This window comes from Lysinibacillus sp. NPDC097231, assembly GCF_044761885.1.
Classification (GTDB): Bacteria; Bacillota; Bacilli; order Bacillales_A; family Planococcaceae; genus Lysinibacillus.
In genome coordinates, this window is sequence record NZ_JBIWDH010000056.1 from 1 (window position 1) to 21,412 (window position 21,412).

Sequence of the window (21,412 nt, forward strand, 5' to 3'; positions counted from 1 at the left end):
CTTGCGTTATTCATCTTAATTGAACCGCCGTATACGGATCCGTACGTACGGTGGTGAGAGAGGTCGGGGGTTAGTCACCCCCTCCTACTCGATTCTTGCTCATCAGAAGGATAATCAAATGGTAACTGAAGTAAATATTGTGCCAAATGTGCAATAGGAGTAGCCTCTAAAAATGACGACTCCGCTTCGTTTGCTTTTAAAATATTGATTTCTTTATTTAGTTGTTCCATTTTTCGATCTAGTTCAGCAGCTTGAATGGCAGCTTCCTTCAATTCATAACGAATATGTTCGGGTACTTCTTTGTTGTATTTGTAATAGATTTTATGTTCAAGGCTAGCCCAAAAGTCCATTGCGATTGTACGGATTTGGATTTCTGTATATACCATTTCCATACGATCAGACATGAAAATAGGGATTTTTATAATGAGATGCAAGCTTTGATAGCCATTTTCCTTAGGATAGGCAATATAATCTTTTACTTCTACAATTTCAATATCATTTTGTGCCTGTAGCATCGCGCTTACTTTATAAATGTCCTCTACAAAGGAGCAAGTGATTCGTACACCTGCAATATCACGAATGTTTTCGCGAATCGCTTCGATAGAAGGCTCGATGTCCTTCTTCTGGATCTTCAACAATATACTCTTTGGTGATTTTACCCGAGTTGATACATGTTCTATTGGATTATATTCATGAATTAGCTTAAATTCTTCTTGTAATATATTTATTTTCGTTTCAATTTCTTGCAGGGCGAATTTATAGCCTATAAAGAAACGTGTTAATTCTGTCTGAAGTGTTTTAAAAGTGGTTGCTTCGAGTTCGTTGTTCATATTACATTAAATCCTTTCTACAATAATGTATCACCCATTCCTCTTTTAGCTTAACAAAGATCCCGATAAATTAGAAATTAGTACTCTGAAATTTTTTAGCTTTCTATAAAAAAACAAAAATAAAAAGGGGTGGTGTAGCCCCCTTAGTTTTATACGATAATTTCAGCATTTAAGTTGTATCGTTTATTAAATTCATCAACGAATACTTGTAAATCAATATAGGTTCCTATATATGGCTCTGTTTCTTGGTCACGTAGGAAACCGCAAGTAGCCTTTAACGATTTTGAAAATTCAAGCAACATTTGTTCGTTATCCAGTTGTACATGTAACGAAAGTGCATTGTCTTTTGTATTAACTTTGAAATATTTACCATCTATAATGCGTTCTAAATTTGTTTCCTGAAAAAGAAAAATATAATCTTTGTATATTAACCTCACAATACCCCGCCCTTTTTGCAATAATTCACCACGTCTGAATATGCCAAATCTCCACCGAAAATTGAAAGGGCACTACCAATCGTGACGTGAAGGTTACCATTCGCTATTTTTTTAAATCTTTCTAAGTCGTCTATTGAACGAACTCCACCTGCATATGTTGTTGGAATAGTTGTCCAAGCGGCTAAATCACACACTAAGCTTTCCTGCATACCACCTTTTTTTCCTTCTACATCCACCGCATGAATAAGCAGTTCATCACAGAAATTTTCAATATAGGCAATAGATTCGGCATTTACTTCAAAGTCACTAAATCTTGTCCATTTATCAGTAACAACAAACCATTTTCCATCGCGCATACGGCAGCTTAAATCGATGACAAGATGCTGCTTACCGATAATACGTACTAATTGCTTGAGACGCTCTAAATCAAGCTTACCATCATGAAATATAAAAGATGTAACAATCACATGCGAAGCACCTGCATCAATATACTTTTTTGCATTTTCCATGGTGATGCCGCCACCGACTTGTAAACCTTGAGGATACGCTGCTAGTGCTGCTAAGGCGGCTTCTTCATTGCCTTCGCCAAGCATAATGACGTGACCACCTGTTAATTGATCCTTTGCAAACATTTCAGCATAGTAACTAGAGTCATGATTAGAAATAAAGTTTTCAATGACTTCTTGATCTGTTTGCCCCAAAGTACTACCAATAATTTGCTTTACTTTGCCATCGTGTAAATCGATGCAAGGTCTAAATTCCAATAGCTTCACTATCCTTCCGTGCAATCAAATTCTTCTATATCATAGCATGGAAAGATTGATAATAACCGTGAAATGTCAATTGTCAAAATAATGTTAAAAGAATTTCGTGAATTCTCTTTTTAAACGATTTTTCCTGTTATGCTATGGTAAAATAAAAAGATTGAAATGAACACGAAAGGACGAACCGAAATGGCAGAGAATCTTGATTTATTTGAACTAAATAAATTTTTTATACTCGGACGTCCAATCGTCTCTATCTTTCATAATGCACAAAATATGTATTCGATCGTTCGTGTGAAAATTCAAGAGACCAACTTACAGTATGAAGATAAGGAAATAATAGTTGTTGGTTATTTTCCACCGTTACAAATGGATGAACAATATCGTTTTACGGGTTTATTGAAACAACATCCAAAATATGGTGTGCAATTTCAAGTTGAGACGTTTACAAAAGAGGTACCAGCAACGGAGCAAGGAATTATTCACTACTTATCGAGTGATTTATTTGTTGGTATCGGAAAAAAAACTGCTGAAACAATTGTAGAAAAACTAGGGGCTAATGCCCTACGTCTTATTTTAGAAGACCCAAATGTGCTTGATGTTGTCCCACGGCTATCTACTGAAAAAAAAGAAGTAATTCATCGTACGATAGAACAAAATCTGGGCTTAGAACGTGTTATGATTCAGCTAAATGAGTGGGGTTTTGGGCCGCAGCTTGGTATGAAAATTTACCAGACATATCGAACTGAAGCGATTGAATTATTAACTGAAAATCCCTATCGTCTAATTGAAGATATAGAGGGCGTCGGTTTCTTTCGCGCGGACGAACTAGGTGAGAAATTAGGGATTACTGGCAATCACCCCGACCGTATTAAGGCTGCAATTTTACATATTCTCAATACAGCAGCTTTATCGGACGGGCATGTGTTCTTAGATGCTGAACATGTTTTACCGCTTGTAAAGGATATGCTTGAACAAAGCCAACGACAAGAAATTCCTTTTGAAGTGATTTCTAAGGCGTGTATTGAAATGCGTGAGGAAAGTAAAATATGTGGGGAAGAGACAAGAATGTATTTGCCATCACTCTATTTCTCAGAGGTTGGAATCGCGTCGAAAATAGTAGCGTTAATCGAACGTAACAAAAAGGCTGAACACTTTAGTAAGGACGAGATACGAAAAGCTATTGGTGAAACCGAAGAATTGCTCAATGTCACTTATGCAGAAACACAAGCGAATGCCATCGAACAAGCATTAAATTCAGCGGTTATGATTTTAACTGGGGGTCCCGGTACAGGTAAAACTACTGTTGTCAGAGGTGTAGTGGAAGTATACGCAAAACTACACGGATTATCATTAAATCCAAAGGAATACGCACAAAAAGAAGAGCCCTTTCCAATTATTTTATGTGCCCCTACAGGACGGGCTGCAAAGAGGTTATCAGAATCAACAGAACTTCCTGCAATGACGATTCATCGATTACTAGGTTTCACTGGGCAAGAAAAGGAAGAAGAAACTGAACGTGAGGTTACTGGAAAGCTCATCATCGTGGATGAAATGTCAATGGTGGATACTTGGCTCGCGCATCAATTATTAAAAGCCTTACATGAGGATGTACAGGTGGTATTTGTTGGCGATCAGGATCAGCTTCCACCGGTTGGGCCAGGACAGGTATTAAAGGATTTACTTGCTTCGAAACAAATTCCTACTGTGGAATTAACGGAGGTATACCGACAGGCAGAGGGTTCAACAATTATTGAACTTGCTCATCAAATTAAACGTGGTACAATCCCAAATGATTTAACTTCAAAAACATCTGACCGTTCATTTATTAAAGCTTCCTCAGATCAGGTAGCAAGTGTAGTTACACAGGTTGTGAAAAGTGCTGTTGCGAAAGGTCAAGAAATTCGCAATATTCAAGTGTTGGCACCGATGTATAAAGGTCCAGCAGGAATAGACAATTTAAATAAAATGATTCAAGAACTTATTAATCCAAACGATACTGGCACAAGAAAAGAACTTGTTTTTGGTGACGTAACCTACCGTATTAAAGATAAAGTACTACAGCTTGTCAATCAACCAGAAAGCAATGTTTTTAATGGTGATATGGGTGAGGTCATCAGTATTATCAAGGCAAAGGAAACGATAGAGAAACAGGATTTGCTTGTTGTATCATTCGATGGTATTGAAGTAACATATCAACGCAGTGACCTCAATCAATTGACGCTTGCCTACTGTTGTTCCATCCATAAATCGCAAGGCTCTGAGTTTCAAACAGTTATTATGCCAGTGGTACGCGGCTATTCTAAAATGCTGCGTCGCAATTTGCTATATACAGGTATAACTCGTGCGAAAAATTTCCTAATTTTATGTGGTGAGCCTGAAGTGCTAGCAGATGGCTTACAGCGTACAGATGATCTACAACGTTTTACGTCATTACGTGCAAGACTCAATCCTCTGGATATCACAAATGAAGTAGTTGAGGTAGAAACAGTTCCAGCAGAAAAAGTTTTACAGGAAAAACGAATTGATCTCAAGCTATCAGCAGAAACGGAGCCATATATTCATCCGATGATCGGAATGGAAGGTGTTTCACCATATGATTTTTTAGATGAATAAAGAGGATCAAACATTTTAGGGGCTATCAATGAAGCTCAAATAAAAAGTGGATTTGGGAAATTTTCATTTTCCCAAATCCACTTTTCTTTGCTGCCTTTTTCTTTTCCTAAAAATGTCACATTATAGGGGGAATGTGATTATTACAGGGCAGTAGACAAATTGCTAACGATGTGATGTTTAACCACTTCATATGCTTGGCAAACATTATTAAATTGTTCTTTGTCTTTAGTGATCATATCTGAAGCAATAGAAAATAGAAGATTTTTTTCATTATGGTCCTCCATTTTACTCATTAAAGCTGCTTCCATTTCCGCAACGTAAGAGATGATTTGATGATTCATATATATATGCTCCTTTAATAAAAAGATGTATTGTTTTGGTTACGAGGCTATCTTACACCTGCAGGTAGTATAAATCCAGTGACTCTGTACTAGTTGAGGTAGACTTTTTTATGAATGTGACACAAAAATGAACATGTAAAAAAAGTGCTCATTGAAACCGTTTTTATCTAATATAACTGAAAAATCATACAATATGTATGGATTATTAGCTGTATTCATAAAGTATTACAGTTTGCTTAATTTGTCAGTTTGATATAGTACAGCCACCGAATACGGAACCTAAAATTGGGGAATTTCATATACTAAATGAGCATAAACATTTGTAATATTTAGGGGTGACTACATGCCGGTAATAACAGGACAGCAATATATTGATCGTATTGACGCGTTACAAACGTATACTTCAATTGATGGGAAAGTTGTCACAGGGAAAATTTCGGAGCATCCAGCTTTTAAAGGAGTTATGCGGAGTCAATCAAAACTTTTTGATTTACAAAATGAAGCTGCATTGCTTGAGAAGTTGACTTATCTATCACCTACTAGTAATAAGCGTGTAGGTATGTCCTTTCTTCAAGCGACAACAGTCGAAGATCTTGTGAAAAGACGTGAAGCCGCACGAGAATGGGCATTATCTACTAATGGCTTTATGGGAAGAAGTCCAGATTACATGAATACGACATTAATGGCATTAGCATCAGCGGCAGATTTCTTAAAAGATAAGCCAAACTGTTTTCCTGAGCATTTACTGAATTTTTATGAGTATGCACGTGAGAATGATTTGACAATGACGCATACATTTATCGAGCCACAAGTAAATCGTCAACGATTTTATTTTGAGGATGAAGAAGTTACGATTGCCGCTAAAATTGTAGCAAAAACAAGTGAGGGTTTAGTAATTAATGGTGCAAGATTGCTTGCAACACAAGGAGGAATTACGGATGAACTCCTTGTAATATCAACAAATGGCGTTGATGAGGGAAAAGGCTTTAGTTTTTCGATACCAAGTAATACCAAAGGGTTAAAGTTTTATTGTAGGCAATCCTTTGTTGGCGGTGAATCGGCTTTTGATCATCCATTAAGTAGTCGTTTCGAGGAAATGGATGCAATCGTTGTTTTTGAAAATGTTGTCGTACCGTGGGAACGTGTCTTTTATTATGAAAACGTGGAAGTTGCCAATAACTTTATGAACGTAAGCGGTTTTCAAGCATATGGTTTACATCAAGTTCTTTCACGCCAAATTGCTAAAACGGAATTTGTCTTAGGTGTTGCACAAACAATTGTAAATACGATAGCAATCGGTGAATATCAGCATGTGCAGCAAAAGGTTGTTGATATCATCGTGGCGTTAGAAACGATGAAGGCTTTACTATTAAAATCGGAAATAGAAGCAAAAAGAGATACGTTTGGCTTTTTAAGACCAGATCAAACAACATTACAAGTTGCTATTCAGATTTTCCCTAAAGTATATCCGACCTTCACAGAAATTATCCAATTACTTGGAGCTAGCGGATTAATGTCCATTCCAAGTGAAAAAGCATTTGTAGCAGATAATGGTGACTTAGAGCACTATTTACAGTCGTTTCAAGATGGAGGGGAGGAGCGTGTCAAAAAATTCCGCTTAGCTTGGGATTTAACGATGAGTAGCTTTGGTACGAGACAAACACTATACGAACGCTTCTTCTTTGGTGACCCAATTCGTTTAGCTACAGGCTTATACCAAGCGTATTATAGGGAAGAATTAATGAATAGAGTAGAAAGCTTTTTAAAAAACGATAATTAGTTCTAAGGAAGCGACTGTATAAAAAATTAGAGTTTGACAGTTGCTTCCCTTTGCATTATGATTTACAAGAATTAATAAAATAGCAATCCCTTCGTTAGGTGAGGCTCCTATGCTGGAGACACGCTACTACCCAAAAATGTCGAGAGACGCCAATGGGTCAACAGAAATCATCGAAATAAGGTGTTTTTTAACGTAGCTGGAGTAATATATTCCTATGCCGCATAGTGCTAAAACTCAACGTTTGAAGGACAGAAAGCAGAGTAATATTTTTTACTGTGCTGTTTTTACTATGTGTATTCAGCACGCCTTCATTCGTCGAAGGCGTGTTTTTGTTATTTAAGGAAGGTGATGAGAAATGGATAGTACCCCTGAGCCGAGTAGGAAAAAGTTGGGAATGAATAAACAATTAAGGATCGTCGATTTCTTATCGCCGAAACAACAATAGGTATGGATGAGATATGCTTTTATAGAATTTAGGCTTGAAAAAATATAACTCTCATTACACCTGTTTGTTTTCCTTAAATAATAAAACATGAGGTGAAAAAAATGATTAAAATCCATTATTTTAAAAAAGGAAGCAGCGCAGTAATACATGATTTCAATATTAAAGAATTTAATCATAGCCTTCATGCTGAAGATTTGTTATGGGTTGATTTATATGCATATAGCTACAATGAATTAAATGATATAGCAGATATTTTTGGCTTTCATCCATTAGCAGTTGAGGATTGTTTAAATGAAGGGTCTCGTCCTAAAATGGATAATTACGGCGAATATAAATTTTTCGTCTTCCATGCACCAATTTATAATGAAAAAAGTAGCAATGAAATAACAATAGAAGAATTAAACATTTTTATGGGTCATAATTATGTGGTAACGGTTCATAAACATAAACTTAAATGGCTAGGTCACATAGAAACTATTTGTTTAAACAGTACAAATTATTTAGATAAAGGCACTGATTTTCTATTGCATACAATTATCGACGGTATTACTGATGAATATTTCCCAGTGTTAGAGCGGATTAGAACACGAATTGATGAGCTTGAAGAAGAAATATATGATTATGAGCCGAAAAGAGTTACGGAAGAGTTCCTTGCACTCAAGCGAACTATTATTTTAATTCGACAAGCCATTATGCCGCAAAAAAGAATTTTTTCGAATAGTAATAGTCAATGGAAATTTGAAATTCGGGAAGAAAATATTCCGTTTTATAAAGATTTAAATGACCACCTTGAACGGATTGTAGAATCGACGGAAACTTATAGAGATTTAGTAAATAGTACTTTAGATACTTATTTTTCTATTATAAGTGGTAAATCGATAGAAAAGCTTAATTTATTAACGGTAATTTCAACTATTATGTTGCCATTAACAGTTATTACAAGCTTCTTCGGAATGAATGTTCCTTTGCCATATCAGGATTCTCCAATAGCAACAATTATCATTAGTGTATTTTTAGTAGTATTTACTTGGGGCATGTGGGCTTACTTCAGAAAAATGATTGCTTAGCTATGACTAGCAATATTAGTATCAATTGACAGAAGAACATATTTTTTTTATAATGCTCGTTAGAAAATAGTAAAAACGATGATGGAACAAGTACGTATTTGTACGTGTAGAAGAAAGGGATTTCTTGGCTGAAAAAATCCTCACAAAGCAAATGCCGAAAGCTACTCCAGAGTGCAGCTAATCCCTGCCGTTCACTTACGTTACAAGTGCTAAAGAGGTAAGTAAATTTTTACTTACAACTGGGGTGGTACCGCGAGACAAATTACAAGTCCTCGTCCCTTTTTGGGATGAGGGCTTTTTTATGTTGATTTGTGGATTCATATCGTGATTTACAAAACATATTAGGAGGAATTTTTTATATGAAAGCAGCAGAAATTCGCCGCATGTACTTAGAATTCTTTAAAGAAAAAGGTCATCATCATGAACCATCAGCACCGCTTGTGCCAATTAATGACCCATCATTGCTTTGGATTAACTCAGGTGTTGCAACACTTAAACCATATTTCGATGGTCGTATCATTCCAGAGAATCCACGCATTACAAATGCACAAAAATCGATTCGCACAAATGATATTGAAAATGTAGGTAAAACAGCTCGTCACCACACATTCTTTGAAATGCTAGGTAACTTCTCTATTGGGGATTACTTCAAAAAAGAAGCTATTCATTATGCTTGGGAATTCCTAACGGATAAAAAATGGATGGGCTTTGATCCAGAACTTTTATCTATCACTATACATCCTGAAGATCAGGAGGCGTATGATGTTTGGTATAATGAAATTGGTATTCCAGAAGAACGTCTAATCCGATTAGAGGGGAACTTCTGGGATATAGGTGAAGGTCCATCTGGTCCAAACTCAGAAATTTTTTATGACCGTGGAGAAGAATATGGTTCAGATGAAAATGATCCAGAAATGTATCCAGGTGGTGAAAATGAGCGCTATCTTGAAATTTGGAACTTAGTGTTCTCTCAATTCAACCATAATCCGGATGGCACATATACTCCACTTCCAAAGCAAAATATTGATACGGGTATGGGGTTAGAACGTATTGTATCAGTTGTCCAAAATGTTCCGACTAACTTTGATACTGATTTATTTATGCCTATTATTGAAAAAATTGAGGAACGTGCAAATCGTAAGTATAAACGTCCAGGAGAAGTAGCGTTAAGTGAAATCTTTGGTTCAGAAGAAGATATTAATACACCGTTTAAAGTTATTGCAGACCATATTCGTACGGTAGCATTTGCAATCGGCGATGGTGCACTTCCTTCAAATGAAGGTCGCGGTTATGTATTACGTCGTTTACTACGTCGTGCTGTACGTTACGCAAAACAAATTGGTATAGAAAAACCATTTATGTTTGAATTAGTACCAACTGTCGGTGGAATTATGAGTGATTTCTACCCAGAGGTAACGGAAAAATGTGAATTTATACAACGTGTTATTAAAAATGAAGAACTTCGCTTCCATGAAACATTAGATGGTGGTCTTACTATTTTTAACGATGTAGTAGAAGTTCAAAAAGCAGCTGGTCATGATTATATTCCAGGTGCAGATGCATTCCGTTTATATGATACTTACGGTTTCCCAATCGAATTAACAGAAGAGTATGCGGAAGAAGTAGGCATGAAGGTAGACCATGAAGGCTTCGAGGTAGCCATGGAAGAACAACGTGAGCGTGCGCGTGCAGCTCGTCAAGACGTGGATTCTATGCAAGTACAAAATGAAGTGCTAGCAAACTTAACGGTTGCAAGTGAATTTGTAGGCTATGATACATTATCTGTAGAAACAGAAATTGCGGCGATGATTGTTAATGGTCAAGTAACAAAAGTAGCATCTGAAGGTCAAGAAGCACTAGTTATTTTAGCTAAAACACCATTCTATGCTGAAATGGGTGGTCAAATTGCGGATAGCGGTGTCATCTCTAATGATAGCTTTACTGCCATTGTAAAAGATGTACAAAAAGCACCAAATGGTCAACCGCTCCATACAGTACTGGTAGAATCTGGTGAAATGCATGTTGAAGATGCAGTGAAAGCAGTAGTTAACCGTGATGAACGTAATTTAATTATTAAGAACCATACAGCAACACATATTATGCAACGTGCCTTAAAAGATGTGTTGGGTGACCATGTTAACCAAGCTGGTTCATATGTAGGGCCAGATCGTTTGCGCTTCGACTTTTCTCACTTCGGTCAAGTAACAAAAGAGGAATTACAGCAAATCGAGCGTATCGTAAATGAAAAAGTGTGGGATGATATAGAAGTCGTTATCGAAGAAAAAGGTATCGATGAAGCGAAAGCAATGGGAGCGATGGCACTATTCGGTGAGAAATATGGCGATGTTGTTCGCGTTGTTTCAATTGGTGACTACTCGATTGAGCTTTGTGGTGGTATTCACGTAAAACGTTCTTCAGAAATTGGCTTCTTCAAAATTGTTTCAGAAGGTGGTATAGGAGCAGGTACTCGTCGTATTGAGGCTGTTACAGGTAAAGTTGCTTATGAGGCTGTAAAAGAAGAGGAAGCATTATTAAACGATGCAGCAGCTTTATTAAAAGCAAACCCAAAGGATATTGTAACAAAAGTACATGCGTTACAAGCTGATTATAAAGAATTACAACGTGAAAATGAGGCATTATCACAAAAAATCGCGAATGCTCAAGCTGGTGCTATTGTAGATGCAGCTCAGACATTTGGCGATGTAACAGTTCTTTCTACTAAAGTTGAAGCGAAGGACAATAATCAACTTCGCCAAATGATGGATGACTTAAAGGCTAAAATGCCTAAAACCGTTATTGTTTTAGGTGCTGTTGATGGCGACAAAGTGATGCTTTGCGCTGGGGTAACCAAAGATTTAGTTGGCGGCAACTATCACGCAGGAAATATCGTAAAAATGGTAGCCGAAGCATGTGGTGGTAAAGGTGGCGGTCGTCCTGATATGGCGATGGCAGGTGCAAAAGATGCATCAAAACTTGATGAAGCACTACTTTCTGTGTATGATTATGTTAAATCCATTTAATTAATACATCAAATCGGTTATAATAAAGGGAAGTTGGAGATGAGCTTTTTTTGCACATCTCCTTATTTCTGAAAGCGAGGTGCTGGTCATGAGTTCATTTGATCAAACTATGAAATTTAATTTTCCAGAAGAATCAATGGAACAGGAAGTCAAGCAGGTAATGTTGAAAGTACATTCTTCATTAGAGGAAAAGGGATATAATCCTATCAATCAGATTGTCGGTTATTTACTTTCTGGTGATCCGGCGTATATTCCTCGCCATCAGGATGCTCGTAATTTAATTCGCAAGCTAGAGCGTGACGAAATTCTAGAAGAGCTTGTTAAATTTTATATTAAAAAGAATAACGAGGGCTAGAAATGAGAATTATGGGGTTAGACGTTGGGTCAAAAACCGTAGGCGTTGCGATTAGTGATGCATTAGGGTGGACGGCTCAAGGTATTGAAACCGTAAAAATTGATGAAGCAAACGGCGAGTTCGGAATTGACCGTATAGCCGAGCTTGTGAAGGAATATGCTATAACAGAATTTGTTGTAGGGTTCCCGAAAAACATGAATAATACGGTGGGACCACGTGGAGAGGCTTCTGAAAACTATAAAAAGCTTTTGGAAGAAACTTTTTCACTACCGGTCAAGCTTTGGGATGAACGTTTAACGACGATGGCTGCAGAGCGTATGCTAATCGAAGCGGACGTGAGTCGCAAAAAACGTAAGCAGGTCATTGATAAAATGGCTGCTGTGATGATCTTACAAGGTTATTTGGATAGCAAAAATTAATTAATGAGGTGACGAACACATGGCACACGAGCACAACCATGAAGAAGAATTACATGTACAACACATTACAGTGATTGACGAGAACGGAAATGAACAACTTTGTGAAGTGATTCACGTACATGAATCGCCTGAATTTGGCAAATCATACGTATTTTACTCTATGGTAGGCGCTGAAGAAGATGAGGATGGTTCTGTAGAAATCTTCGTTTCTTCATTTGTACCTTCTGAAAACGGTGAAGATGGAGAGTTAACACCAATCGAAACAGAAGCAGAGTGGGATATGGTGGAAGACGTATTAAACGCTTTAGAGGATGAAAACGAGGACTAATCATCGTAATCTTAAAAAGTGTGGAACAAGGATGGCATTGCAGTCCTTGTTCTTTTTTTTACTTTAAAAAGAATTAAGTATTAGATCGCAATATAAGATTTTATAACTAGTATTCCGATGGAGGGAATTGTATGAACGAAGAAACACAAGAATTTTTTATCATTGGGGAGAATGGCAAGGAGCAAAAATGCCGAGTTGTTTTTACCTTTGATGCAGAGGAAAAATCATATGTTTTGTTTTCGTTAATTGATGAAGATGGGCAGGAAATGCCAGGAGACATTTCTGCTATGACATACGATTACGATGATAATACTGAGGAAATGACAAATTTACAGCCTGTTGAAACAGAGGCAGAATGGGAAATGATCAATGAGGTAGTCTTAACACTTCTCGAAGAATTTGAAGAAGGGCCACAGTTAATTACCGTAACAGATGAGAATGGAACAGATCAGATATGTGAGGTTATTCATACATTTTCATCAGAACAATTTGGTAAATCCTATGTACTATATGTTGCTGCAACGGACGAGCCTATCGAGGAACGAGATATTTTTGCTGCTCAATACGTATCTGGAAATGATGGAACAATTGAAGAACTTCTCCCAATCGAATCAGAGGAAGAGTGGGCATTTGTTGAAGATGTATTAAATGATTTGTAAGGGGTAATTATTATTTTTGATAGTTCTTTAGTTTGATTTCATAAGATTTTTTGTGATTTTTTCAACTTTAGAACAAGGGTACTTATTTGATAAAAACAAAAATCTGCTAACGACAATCGTTAGCGGATTTTTTTGCGTGTGCCATTTCTACTGAATTGTCGATTTCTGTTTGTCGTGAAAGTTGATTTCTAGTATGATAATGGATAGTGATAGGGGGGAAACCCGTGGATAACGGTTCAAAAAAACAAGAAATGCTTTCAAAAATGCAAGAAAGAAAATCTGAGGTAAAAATTGTGAGAAAAATCGTTGCTATTGTTGCAATTGTTTTTGTTCTAATACTTGGAATTGTCGGTTTACTCGGCTACAATTACGTGAAAAGTGCCCTAAAACCACTAGATCCAGATGCGACTAAAACAATTACAGTTGAAGTACCAATTGGCTCAAGTTTAAGCTCTATTTCGACTTTACTAGAGAAAAAAGGCGTTATTAAAGATGCACGTGTTTTTAAATACTATGCTAAGTTTAAAAATGAATCTCAGTTCCAAGCAGGGAATTATGATTTAACACAGGCAATGACATTTGATGAGCTAATAGAAAGCTTAAAAACCGGTAAGGTCTACCGTAAGCCAGTCTTTACGATGACAATTCCTGAAGGTTTAACGCTTGAACAAATTGGTAATATCATAGAAAAGAAAACACCGTATACACAAAAAGAATTTATGGACTTAGTAACAAGCGATTCATTTGTTCAGCAAATGATAGCTAACTATCCTGAGCTTGTAACAGATGCGGTTCTAGCCGATAATATTCGCTATGATTTAGAGGGCTATTTATTCCCAGCTACTTATTCTTACTTTGAGGAAAAGCCGTCATTGGAATCGATTGTAAAAGAAATGATCGGGGCAATGGACAAGGTTGTGAAGAATTACAGCGATGTTTTAGCTGAAAAACAAATGTCAGTACATCAATTATTAACATTTGCTTCATTACTGGAAGAAGAAGCCACTGCGCAAACAGATCGAGAAACAATCGCGAGTGTATTCTATAACCGTATAGACCAAGGAATGCCATTACAAACAGACCCAACTGTGTTATATGCACTTGGCTCTCATAAAGATCGTGTATTATATGAAGATTTAGAAGTAGATAATGCCTATAATACTTACAAAAACAAAGGCTTAACACCAGGTCCTATTGCGGGTGCCGGGAAATCTTCAATTGAAGCAGTGTTAAACCCTAGTAAAACAGATTACCTCTATTTCTTAGCGGATAAAGAGGGCATTAACCACTTCTCGAAAACATACGATGAGCATTTGCAGAAAGTGGAAAAATATTTACGCAAGGCTGAATAATGGTTTTTAAATAGAAAAAATTAATAGCAATAATATGGATAGAAGGAAAGAAAAATAGCTTTCCTTCTATTTTCGTGCTATTATAAATTGTGATTTTTAATTAATCCGCATCAGATCAGTCCGTTCATGCGGGATAAAATATACGCGTGGTGGCAATTGTTTTGAGCATAAAAAAACAATTGCTCATTTTTGTATGGCGAAGTACCAAGACATCACGTTTGGTCTTTTTCTTTTTGGTGTTAAATGATGAAGTACAGATAACGGGACATTTCTCGTTCCTTTTAACTTCTTTCTGTAGATTTCCCAACATCTGCTGGAAGAAGTTAAAGCCTCTGGCGGATGTCACAGAATCGACTTTGTGCTAGCACAAAGCCGATTCCGGACGCAATTATGCCGAGGCATAATTGATATGAGGGTGAATTTAACAATGGAATTATCAGATGCATATATACAATCATTTATTCAACCACGTAATGAATTGCTTTTAGAAATGGAAGCATTTGCGGAGGCGAATCATGTACCGATTATGCAGCTTGCAGGCATCGATGCACTGAATCAACTGCTACGTATTCAAAATCCGTCAAAAATTTTAGAAATTGGCACGGCCATCGGTTATTCGGCAATAAGAATGGCAGAGGCTTTGCCAAATGTGAATATTGTTACGATTGAACGTGATTCAGAGCGTGTTGCAAAAGCGAAGGATTATATTACACGTTCTACAGTATCAGATCGTATTACGGTCATTGAGGGAGACGCTTTAGAGGTTAACGATCAGGCAATCCATACAACATTCGATGCGGTATTTATCGATGCTGCAAAGGGACAATATCAACGCTTTTTTGAAAAGTATGCCCCTCTTGTAAAATCTGGAGGAGTTCTGTATATCGATAATATGTATATGCATGGCTTATCTGATTTGAACTTAAAGGATGTACCGCGCCGTAAGCGTACAATGATTCGTAATTTAAAAAACTTCACCGAATGGATTATGCAGCACCCTGATTATACAAGTGCTTTTTTACCAGTCGGAGACGGTTTATTATTATGTTTGAAGAGGTGACTATGATGAAAAAACCTGAATTGCTTGTAACACCGCAATCAGTGGACCATGTAAAAGCACTTTTACAAGCTGGAGCAGATGCTTTTGTCATTGGTGAACAACAATTTGGCCTTCGTTTAGCAGGAGAATTTTCTGTTAGTGAAGTGGAAGAAGCTACAAAGCTGATTCATGCAGCGGGTAAAAAAGTATATGTTGCGGTGAATGCACTATTTCATAACGAAAAATTGGATGCACTTGCCGAATATTTAAAAGAAATGCAGCGTATTGGTGTCGACCGTTTAATTTATGGTGATCCGGCCGTATTAATCATTCGTCGTGAGCAAGGTGTAACAATACCATTACACTGGAATCCAGAAACTACTGCAACAAACTGGTTTACGGCAAATTATTGGGGACAACGCGGGGCGACTCGAGCGGTTCTCGCTCGTGAGCTTTCATTAGATGAAATATTAGAAATTAAAGAAAACACGGAAGTAGAGATAGAGGTTCAAGTACATGGCATGACATGTATGTTCCAATCTAAACGTCCACTTCTAGGCCATTACTTCTTATATCAGGATAAAGTAATGGAAATTGAGAATCGTAAGGAAAATAGCAATATGTTCCTTCACGATGATGAACGCAATAATAAATATCCAATTTATGAGGATGTTAATGGTACGCATATCTTCAGTCCAAACGATATGTGCGTGATTGATGAGCTTTCCGAATTATTCGAGGGTGGCATTGACGCGTTGAAAATTGAGGGTGTTCTTCAATCACCAGAATATGTAGTCGCAGTAACTGAAGCTTATCGTCAAGCAATCGACACATATTTTGACGATTCAGAAGACGCATATGAAGATATTAAAGATGATTTATTAGCAAAAATTGAAGATATTCAACCGGCCATTAGACCGCTTGATACTGGCTTTATCTTCAAGGAAACAGTTTACTAGGAGGTGGCAAGAACATGGCATTAGCATTAGAACAAAATGACAAAATCCGTGAGATTGTCGACGGTAAACGTGTCATTACAAAAAAACCAGAGCTACTTGCCCCTGCAGGTAGTTTAGAAAAATTAAAAGTAGCAGTTCATTACGGAGCAGATGCTGTATTTATTGGTGGACGAGAGTTCGGTCTACGTTCAAACGCAGATAACTTTTCTATTGAAGATATGCGTGAGGGTGTTGAATTTGCTAATAGATATGGTGCGAAAATTTATGTTACGACAAATATTTTTGCCCATAATGAAAATATGGACGGCCTAGAGCAATATTTAAAGGATATTGAATCTGCGGGTGTTACAGGCATTATTGTAGCGGACCCTCTCATTATCGAAACTTGTCGCACAGCTGCGCCAAAGCTTGAAATTCACCTTTCTACACAGCAATCTTTATCAAACTGGAAGGCAGTACAGTATTGGAAGGAAGAGGGCTTACATCGTGTAGTATTAGCACGTGAGGTAGGCGGCGAAGAAATGAAGCTTATGAAGGAAAAAGTCGATATTGAAATTGAGGCATTTGTTCATGGAGCAATGTGTATCGCTTATTCTGGTCGCTGTGTACTTTCCAATCACATGACTGCTCGCGACTCTAACCGTGGTGGTTGCTGTCAATCTTGTCGTTGGGACTATGATTTATACGAATTAGAAGATGGGGAAGAAAAAGCGCTTTTCGATGATAATCACGCACCTTTTGCAATGAGTCCGAAAGACTTAAAGCTAATTGAAGCAATTCCTCATATGATCGAGCTTGGAATTGATTCATTAAAAGTCGAAGGTCGTATGAAATCGATTCACTACGTTGCGACAGTTGTTTCTGTGTATCGTAAAGTAATTGATGCCTATTGTGCGGATCCTGATAACTTCAAAATTAAACGTGAGTGGTTAGAAGAGCTAGACAAATGTGCCAACCGTGATACTGCTGAAGCCTTCTTCCACGATGCACCAGGCTTCGAGGAGCAAATGTTTGGTGTACATGGTCGTAAAACATCTTATGAGTTTGCTGGACTAATATTAGACCATGACCCAGAAACAAAAATTGTGACAATGCAACAGCGTAACTATTTTAAACCTGGCGATGAGGTAGAATTCTTTGGCCCAGAAATTGAAAATTTCCGTATAACAATGGGTGAAATTTGGGATGAGGATGGAAATAGCCTTGATGCTGCACGTCATCCACTACAAATTGTTAAGTTTAAATGTGAAACACCGTTAAAACCGCATAACATGATGCGAAAGGAGAATAACTAATGGTAGCAAAGCGTCCAGTCGTCATCGGAATCGCTGGTGGCTCATGCTCTGGTAAAACGAGTGTGACACATGCTATTTATGATGTTTTCCGAGATCATTCAGTGGTAGTAATTGAACAAGATTTTTACTATAAAGATCAAAGTCATTTAACATTTGAGGAGCGTCTAGGTACAAACTATGATCATCCGTTAGCGTTTGATAATGATTTGTTAATTGAACACATAAGAAAATTATTGGTCCGTCAATCAATTGAAAAACCTGTGTATGATTATGTACAACATACAAGGGCAAATGAAGTTATTCATGTTGAACCTGTAGATGTTATTATACTAGAAGGTATTTTAGTGTTAGAAGATGCAGATTTACGTGATTTAATGGATATTAAATTATTTGTAGATACTGACTCAGATTTACGTATTATTCGTCGTATCATGCGCGATATAAAAGAGCGTGGGCGTACAACAGATTCTGTCATCGATCAATATTTGACGGCAGTTCGTCCGATGCATAATTTATTTATCGAACCGACGAAACGTTATGCTGATATTATTATTCCTGAAGGCGGGGATAATGAGGTTGCGATTGATTTAATGGTAACTAAGATTAAAACTATCCTTGAAACTGACAACGTATTGTAATAAGATAGAGTGGTATTGACAATATTTACATGCATATCTGTACATATTTCAGAAAGGCATGCATACTATTAGGTCAAAGAGTAATTTGAAACCGTTTAAAAAATAATAAAATTCGATTAAGTGCATCCAACTAGGCATTTAATCGAGTTTTATGTTTTTATATTGACGATAACAAGGAGTGAAGAACTTTGGCAAACGAAAAACAGTACCCAATGACAGCTGAAGGTAAACGAAAATTAGAAGAAGAATTAGTGAAATTAGAAACGGAAACACGTAAGGAAATCGTAGAACGCATTAAAATCGCTCGTGATTTCGGGGATCTTTCTGAAAATGCTGAGTATGATTCAGCAAAAGAAGAGCAAGCCTTTCTGGAAGGTAGAATTTCTACATTAAAATCAATGATTCGTAATGCAGTTATTATTTCAGAGGACGAAACAGATAATAGTGTGGTTTCACTAGGGAAAACGGTTACATTTGTAGAAATTATCAATGGAAAACCATCCGCAGATAAAGAATCGTATACAATTGTCGGTTCAGCTGAGGCAGATCCAATGGAGTTCCGAATTTCCAATGAATCACCAATTGCAAAAGGCTTACTAGGTCGTGCTGAAGGTGAAGAGGTTGTGGTACAAACACCTGGTGGTGAAATGAAAGTTAAAATTATTTCAATTAAATAATTTTTTGTACAAGCAGTTAGCTTATCTTATGAAAAGAGAGCTAGCTGCTTTTATCTTCATTCAGCAAGAAACTCCCACATCTGCAGATGGTGAGATGAATGCGATTTTTATTACTTTTTCAGTTGGTGTCCAAACACCTACTGCAATAGAGGACCTCAGTCTAAGAACGCCACGTCCTGTGGCAACGACTGAGTGACCAACTTCATGTTGGCCCAAAGCCTCCGGCGGATGTCACGGATTTTCAAAGGAATGAATTGTGCGTGCACAATTCAAAATCCGGACGCAATTACGCCAAGGCGAAATTGATCTTTAATAACATCTATGACAAGAAAGCATGATTTTGTCTATGATTATATGCTTGAGTACAATTATTTTGCAAGAGCTGTTGAACTTGATAGAATAATGGCTAGAGAGGGGGAGACTTCATGAGTGAACGACAAACTCGAAGCAATCGTCATTTGCAGCCATCTCGTAATAAAAAGCTAGATAAACTTTTAAATGTGTTAATTGGTATTGTTGTGGTACTAATTATTATAGCAGCAACTTATGTGTTTAAATGGCAGGATGGTGCAGAGAAAGCTGGGAAGGATGAACCGGTACAAGAGCAGAAGAACGATAAAGAGGATGCGAAGGAAGAGCCTTCTAAAGAGGATAAGAATGGTGATACAGCGCCTGCAATGGAAGAGCCAATAGAAGAAACTCAATCTCCTGAACAGAACATTGCAAGTGAAATTACATCAGACAACCCAATTGTTGACAAGGTCATTACGAATAATAATTGGAAACCAACACCTACAACACAAACAGGTCAGCATGTATCTTCTTACGATGATACATCTGTAGACTGGGCTGAAAAAATAGCAACAGTAACAGCCGCTACAGGCATTGAACAGGACAATATGATCGTTTGGCGTATCCAAAATAACGGTGGCGCTAATTCAGCTATCGCAACGGTTTCAACGAATGATAAGACTAAAATGTATCGCGTCAGCATGGAATGGGTTGACAATGAAGGCTGGCTGCCAGTGAAAGTTGAGCAACTTAATACATTAAATGGCGCCTATTGACGAAAATAACTCTTTAGATTATTTTTAACTTATTTCAGCGGGTGTCCAAACACCCGCTGAAATTAAGGCCTAAGCACAAAGCTGATTCCTGACACAATTATGCTGAGGTATAATTGATTAGAAGAGTGAATTAAGAAGGGAAGAAACAAGAGACATGAAAATTGCAGTTATTGGAGCAATGGAAGAAGAAGTAGAACTACTACGAGCATCATTAGATCATGCAGAAAGCACAACAATCGCAGGCAGTGAATATACAACTGGAATATATGAAGGTAAAGAAGTAGTTTTATTAAAAAGTGGTATTGGTAAAGTGAACGCTGCGATGTCAACTACCATTCTATTACATGAATTCAAGCCAGATGTAGTCATTAATACGGGCTCTGCAGGAGGCTATGATGAAAATCTTGAGGTAGGTGCTGTTGTTATTTCAGATGAAGTCCGTCATCATGATGTAGATGTAACGATTTTCGGCTATGAAATTGGTCAAATGGCTGGTATGCCAGCAGCTTACCAATCTGATGAAAAGCTAATGAAAGTGGCTGAAGAGGCTGTAAAGGCGGTTGGAGAGCACCAATATGGTATTGGTTTAATTTGCTCAGGGGATGCTTTTATGAATGATCCCGTTCGTGTAGAAGCTGTCCGTGGCCATTTTCCACAAATGAAGGCAGTAGAGATGGAAGCAGCAGCTGTAGCGCAAGTCTGCTATCAATTTGGTACGCCATTCGTTGTCATTCGTGCTTTATCAGATATTGCTGGAAAAGAATCTAATATTAGCTTCGATGAGTTTTTACCAGTAGCAGCAAAGCATTCGACACAAATAGTATTAAAAGCTATTGAATCGTTATAAAGTGAAACTTAATCAGTGGGGCTTCACCTCACTGATTATTGTAGAGGAACCAAGCTAAGTACTTCGCATCCTGCGGAAACGCTTGTGTGACCAACATCGTGTTGGCCTCAATCGGGCCATTACGGGCAGATAATGCGCGATAAACTACACAAAATAGTCAAAATGAGTGGCTTGTAATGTGAGAAAAATCACAGTTTAAAAGTCTCACTAATGCTAGAATGTTGTTAATTAAATCTCTTCATATTTGGATGGGAGGCATTCATGATGCTATTATTAACAGCAGGTGTAGTCATTATCACGACGTTACTAGGTGCACTTATTTCAGCAGAACTCTCAGAATCTGCACAATTACATTGAGAAAATCCCCTTGCGACATATAATGATTAAAATGTACCCTATAAGATAGACACTTAAAAAAAGTCTCTCTTACAGGGTACTTTTATTTATAATGAACATAACAACTAGATGGAGCAGAAC

At 37.4% G+C, this 21,412-nt stretch carries 21 protein-coding genes, 1 riboswitch and 1 other annotated feature; of the genes, 16 read left to right on the forward strand and 5 right to left on the reverse strand.

Going from position 1 to position 21,412, the window contains the following annotated elements; all coding sequences use genetic code 11:
* Positions 1–74: 74 nt before the first annotated feature.
* The 3 genes from ACIQXF_RS22035 to hisA all read right to left on the reverse strand — a co-directional run bounded on the left by ACIQXF_RS22035 (position 75) and on the right by hisA (position 2,031).
* Entirely contained in the window at positions 75–830 is a 756-nt protein-coding gene (locus ACIQXF_RS22035; RefSeq protein ID WP_402787716.1) for a GTP pyrophosphokinase, read from the reverse strand.
* 149 nt (positions 831–979) lie between these two features.
* Positions 980–1,267, reverse strand: coding sequence for a hypothetical protein (locus ACIQXF_RS22040; protein WP_402787719.1), 288 nt, complete (start codon positions 1,265–1,267; stop codon positions 980–982).
* Complete coding sequence (gene hisA / locus ACIQXF_RS22045) at positions 1,264–2,031, reverse strand: phosphoribosylformimino-5-aminoimidazole carboxamide ribotide isomerase (protein ID WP_402787722.1); 768 nt, start codon at positions 2,029–2,031, stop codon at positions 1,264–1,266. Before hisA ends, ACIQXF_RS22040 begins: the two co-directional genes overlap by 4 nt.
* 189 nt (positions 2,032–2,220) lie before the next feature.
* Between hisA and recD2 the strand changes: the two genes are divergently transcribed.
* A complete protein-coding gene (recD2, locus tag ACIQXF_RS22050) occupies positions 2,221–4,647 on the forward strand; it encodes an SF1B family DNA helicase RecD2 (RefSeq protein ID WP_402787725.1) in 2,427 nt (808 codons plus the stop codon).
* A 140-nt stretch (positions 4,648–4,787) separates the two neighbouring features.
* Here the strand turns inward: recD2 and ACIQXF_RS22055 are convergent, their stop codons facing one another.
* A complete protein-coding gene (locus ACIQXF_RS22055) occupies positions 4,788–4,988 on the reverse strand; it encodes a hypothetical protein (protein WP_402787728.1) in 201 nt (66 codons plus the stop codon).
* A 343-nt stretch (positions 4,989–5,331) separates the two neighbouring features.
* On the opposite strand from ACIQXF_RS22055, the gene hpaB reads away from it, so the two are divergent.
* The 13 genes from hpaB (at position 5,332) to greA (ending at position 19,021) form a co-directional block, all read left to right on the forward strand.
* A complete protein-coding gene (gene hpaB, locus ACIQXF_RS22060; RefSeq protein WP_402787731.1) occupies positions 5,332–6,768 on the forward strand; it encodes a 4-hydroxyphenylacetate 3-monooxygenase, oxygenase component in 1,437 nt (478 codons plus the stop codon).
* Positions 6,769–6,851: 83 nt separating this feature from the next.
* Positions 6,852–7,021: riboswitch (M-box (ykoK) riboswitch) on the forward strand.
* Between the two features lie 293 nt (positions 7,022–7,314).
* A complete protein-coding gene (locus tag ACIQXF_RS22065; protein ID WP_402787734.1) occupies positions 7,315–8,280 on the forward strand; it encodes a magnesium transporter CorA family protein in 966 nt (321 codons plus the stop codon).
* Positions 8,281–8,349: 69 nt separating this feature from the next.
* Positions 8,350–8,563 (forward strand) — a binding site (T-box leader).
* A gap of 76 nt (positions 8,564–8,639) precedes the next feature.
* On the forward strand, positions 8,640–11,300 hold the full coding sequence (gene alaS, locus ACIQXF_RS22070) for an alanine--tRNA ligase (RefSeq protein ID WP_402787737.1): 2,661 nt from the start codon (positions 8,640–8,642) through the stop codon (positions 11,298–11,300).
* Between the two features lie 88 nt (positions 11,301–11,388).
* Entirely contained in the window at positions 11,389–11,655 is a 267-nt protein-coding gene (locus tag ACIQXF_RS22075) for an IreB family regulatory phosphoprotein (RefSeq protein ID WP_024363117.1), read from the forward strand.
* Positions 11,656–11,657: 2 nt separating this feature from the next.
* Positions 11,658–12,074, forward strand: coding sequence for a Holliday junction resolvase RuvX (gene ruvX, locus ACIQXF_RS22080; RefSeq protein ID WP_402787740.1), 417 nt, complete (start codon positions 11,658–11,660; stop codon positions 12,072–12,074).
* A gap of 19 nt (positions 12,075–12,093) precedes the next feature.
* Positions 12,094–12,402 (forward strand): DUF1292 domain-containing protein, encoded by a 309-nt coding sequence (locus tag ACIQXF_RS22085; RefSeq protein ID WP_004226842.1) that lies wholly within the window; start codon positions 12,094–12,096, stop codon positions 12,400–12,402.
* A gap of 131 nt (positions 12,403–12,533) precedes the next feature.
* Positions 12,534–13,061, forward strand: coding sequence for a DUF1292 domain-containing protein (locus tag ACIQXF_RS22090; RefSeq protein WP_402787744.1), 528 nt, complete (start codon positions 12,534–12,536; stop codon positions 13,059–13,061).
* 224 nt (positions 13,062–13,285) lie between these two features.
* Complete coding sequence (gene mltG, locus ACIQXF_RS22095) at positions 13,286–14,413, forward strand: endolytic transglycosylase MltG (RefSeq protein ID WP_402787747.1); 1,128 nt, start codon at positions 13,286–13,288, stop codon at positions 14,411–14,413.
* Positions 14,414–14,840: 427 nt separating this feature from the next.
* The gene (locus tag ACIQXF_RS22100) at positions 14,841–15,473 is read left to right on the forward strand and encodes an O-methyltransferase (RefSeq protein WP_402787750.1); all 633 of its coding nucleotides are present in this window, start codon (positions 14,841–14,843) and stop codon (positions 15,471–15,473) included.
* A gap of 5 nt (positions 15,474–15,478) precedes the next feature.
* The gene (locus tag ACIQXF_RS22105; protein ID WP_402787771.1) at positions 15,479–16,411 is read left to right on the forward strand and encodes a peptidase U32 family protein; all 933 of its coding nucleotides are present in this window, start codon (positions 15,479–15,481) and stop codon (positions 16,409–16,411) included.
* 14 nt (positions 16,412–16,425) lie between these two features.
* Complete coding sequence (locus tag ACIQXF_RS22110) at positions 16,426–17,706, forward strand: peptidase U32 family protein (protein ID WP_402787753.1); 1,281 nt, start codon at positions 16,426–16,428, stop codon at positions 17,704–17,706.
* Positions 17,706–18,344, forward strand: a complete 639-nt coding sequence (gene udk, locus ACIQXF_RS22115) for a uridine kinase (RefSeq protein ID WP_402787756.1) — start codon at positions 17,706–17,708, stop codon at positions 18,342–18,344. The genes ACIQXF_RS22110 and udk overlap by 1 nt, the downstream gene beginning before the upstream one ends.
* Positions 18,345–18,532: 188 nt before the next feature.
* A complete protein-coding gene (gene greA / locus ACIQXF_RS22120; protein WP_402787759.1) occupies positions 18,533–19,021 on the forward strand; it encodes a transcription elongation factor GreA in 489 nt (162 codons plus the stop codon).
* Between the two features lie 60 nt (positions 19,022–19,081).
* On the opposite strand, the gene ACIQXF_RS22125 is transcribed toward greA, so the two are convergent.
* Positions 19,082–19,237 carry a hypothetical protein gene (locus tag ACIQXF_RS22125; RefSeq protein WP_402787762.1) on the reverse strand — a complete coding sequence of 52 codons (156 nt, stop codon included), beginning with the start codon at positions 19,235–19,237 and terminating at the stop codon, positions 19,082–19,084.
* A gap of 209 nt (positions 19,238–19,446) precedes the next feature.
* On the opposite strand from ACIQXF_RS22125, the gene ACIQXF_RS22130 reads away from it, so the two are divergent.
* Together ACIQXF_RS22130 and mtnN are read left to right on the forward strand one after the other, a co-directional pair.
* Complete coding sequence (locus tag ACIQXF_RS22130) at positions 19,447–20,088, forward strand: YrrS family protein (RefSeq protein WP_402787765.1); 642 nt, start codon at positions 19,447–19,449, stop codon at positions 20,086–20,088.
* Between the two features lie 154 nt (positions 20,089–20,242).
* The gene (gene mtnN, locus ACIQXF_RS22135) at positions 20,243–20,935 is read left to right on the forward strand and encodes a 5'-methylthioadenosine/S-adenosylhomocysteine nucleosidase (protein WP_402787768.1); all 693 of its coding nucleotides are present in this window, start codon (positions 20,243–20,245) and stop codon (positions 20,933–20,935) included.
* Positions 20,936–21,412: the final 477 nt, after the last annotated feature.

Coding starts and splice junctions, on each gene's coding strand:
- ACIQXF_RS22100 (WP_402787750.1), top strand. CDS start 14,841: ATGGAATTATCAGATGCATATATACAATCATTTATTCAACCACGTAAT.
- ACIQXF_RS22055 (WP_402787728.1), bottom strand. CDS start 4,988: ATGAATCATCAAATCATCTCTTACGTTGCGGAAATGGAAGCAGCTTTA.
- ACIQXF_RS22085 (WP_004226842.1), top strand. CDS start 12,094: ATGGCACACGAGCACAACCATGAAGAAGAATTACATGTACAACACATT.
- ruvX (WP_402787740.1), top strand. CDS start 11,658: ATGAGAATTATGGGGTTAGACGTTGGGTCAAAAACCGTAGGCGTTGCG.
- recD2 (WP_402787725.1), top strand. CDS start 2,221: ATGGCAGAGAATCTTGATTTATTTGAACTAAATAAATTTTTTATACTC.
- mtnN (WP_402787768.1), top strand. CDS start 20,243: ATGAAAATTGCAGTTATTGGAGCAATGGAAGAAGAAGTAGAACTACTA.
- ACIQXF_RS22110 (WP_402787753.1), top strand. CDS start 16,426: ATGGCATTAGCATTAGAACAAAATGACAAAATCCGTGAGATTGTCGAC.
- ACIQXF_RS22090 (WP_402787744.1), top strand. CDS start 12,534: ATGAACGAAGAAACACAAGAATTTTTTATCATTGGGGAGAATGGCAAG.
- ACIQXF_RS22130 (WP_402787765.1), top strand. CDS start 19,447: ATGAGTGAACGACAAACTCGAAGCAATCGTCATTTGCAGCCATCTCGT.
- ACIQXF_RS22105 (WP_402787771.1), top strand. CDS start 15,479: ATGAAAAAACCTGAATTGCTTGTAACACCGCAATCAGTGGACCATGTA.
- udk (WP_402787756.1), top strand. CDS start 17,706: ATGGTAGCAAAGCGTCCAGTCGTCATCGGAATCGCTGGTGGCTCATGC.
- hpaB (WP_402787731.1), top strand. CDS start 5,332: ATGCCGGTAATAACAGGACAGCAATATATTGATCGTATTGACGCGTTA.
- ACIQXF_RS22065 (WP_402787734.1), top strand. CDS start 7,315: ATGATTAAAATCCATTATTTTAAAAAAGGAAGCAGCGCAGTAATACAT.
- alaS (WP_402787737.1), top strand. CDS start 8,640: ATGAAAGCAGCAGAAATTCGCCGCATGTACTTAGAATTCTTTAAAGAA.
- ACIQXF_RS22075 (WP_024363117.1), top strand. CDS start 11,389: ATGAGTTCATTTGATCAAACTATGAAATTTAATTTTCCAGAAGAATCA.
- ACIQXF_RS22035 (WP_402787716.1), bottom strand. CDS start 830: ATGAACAACGAACTCGAAGCAACCACTTTTAAAACACTTCAGACAGAA.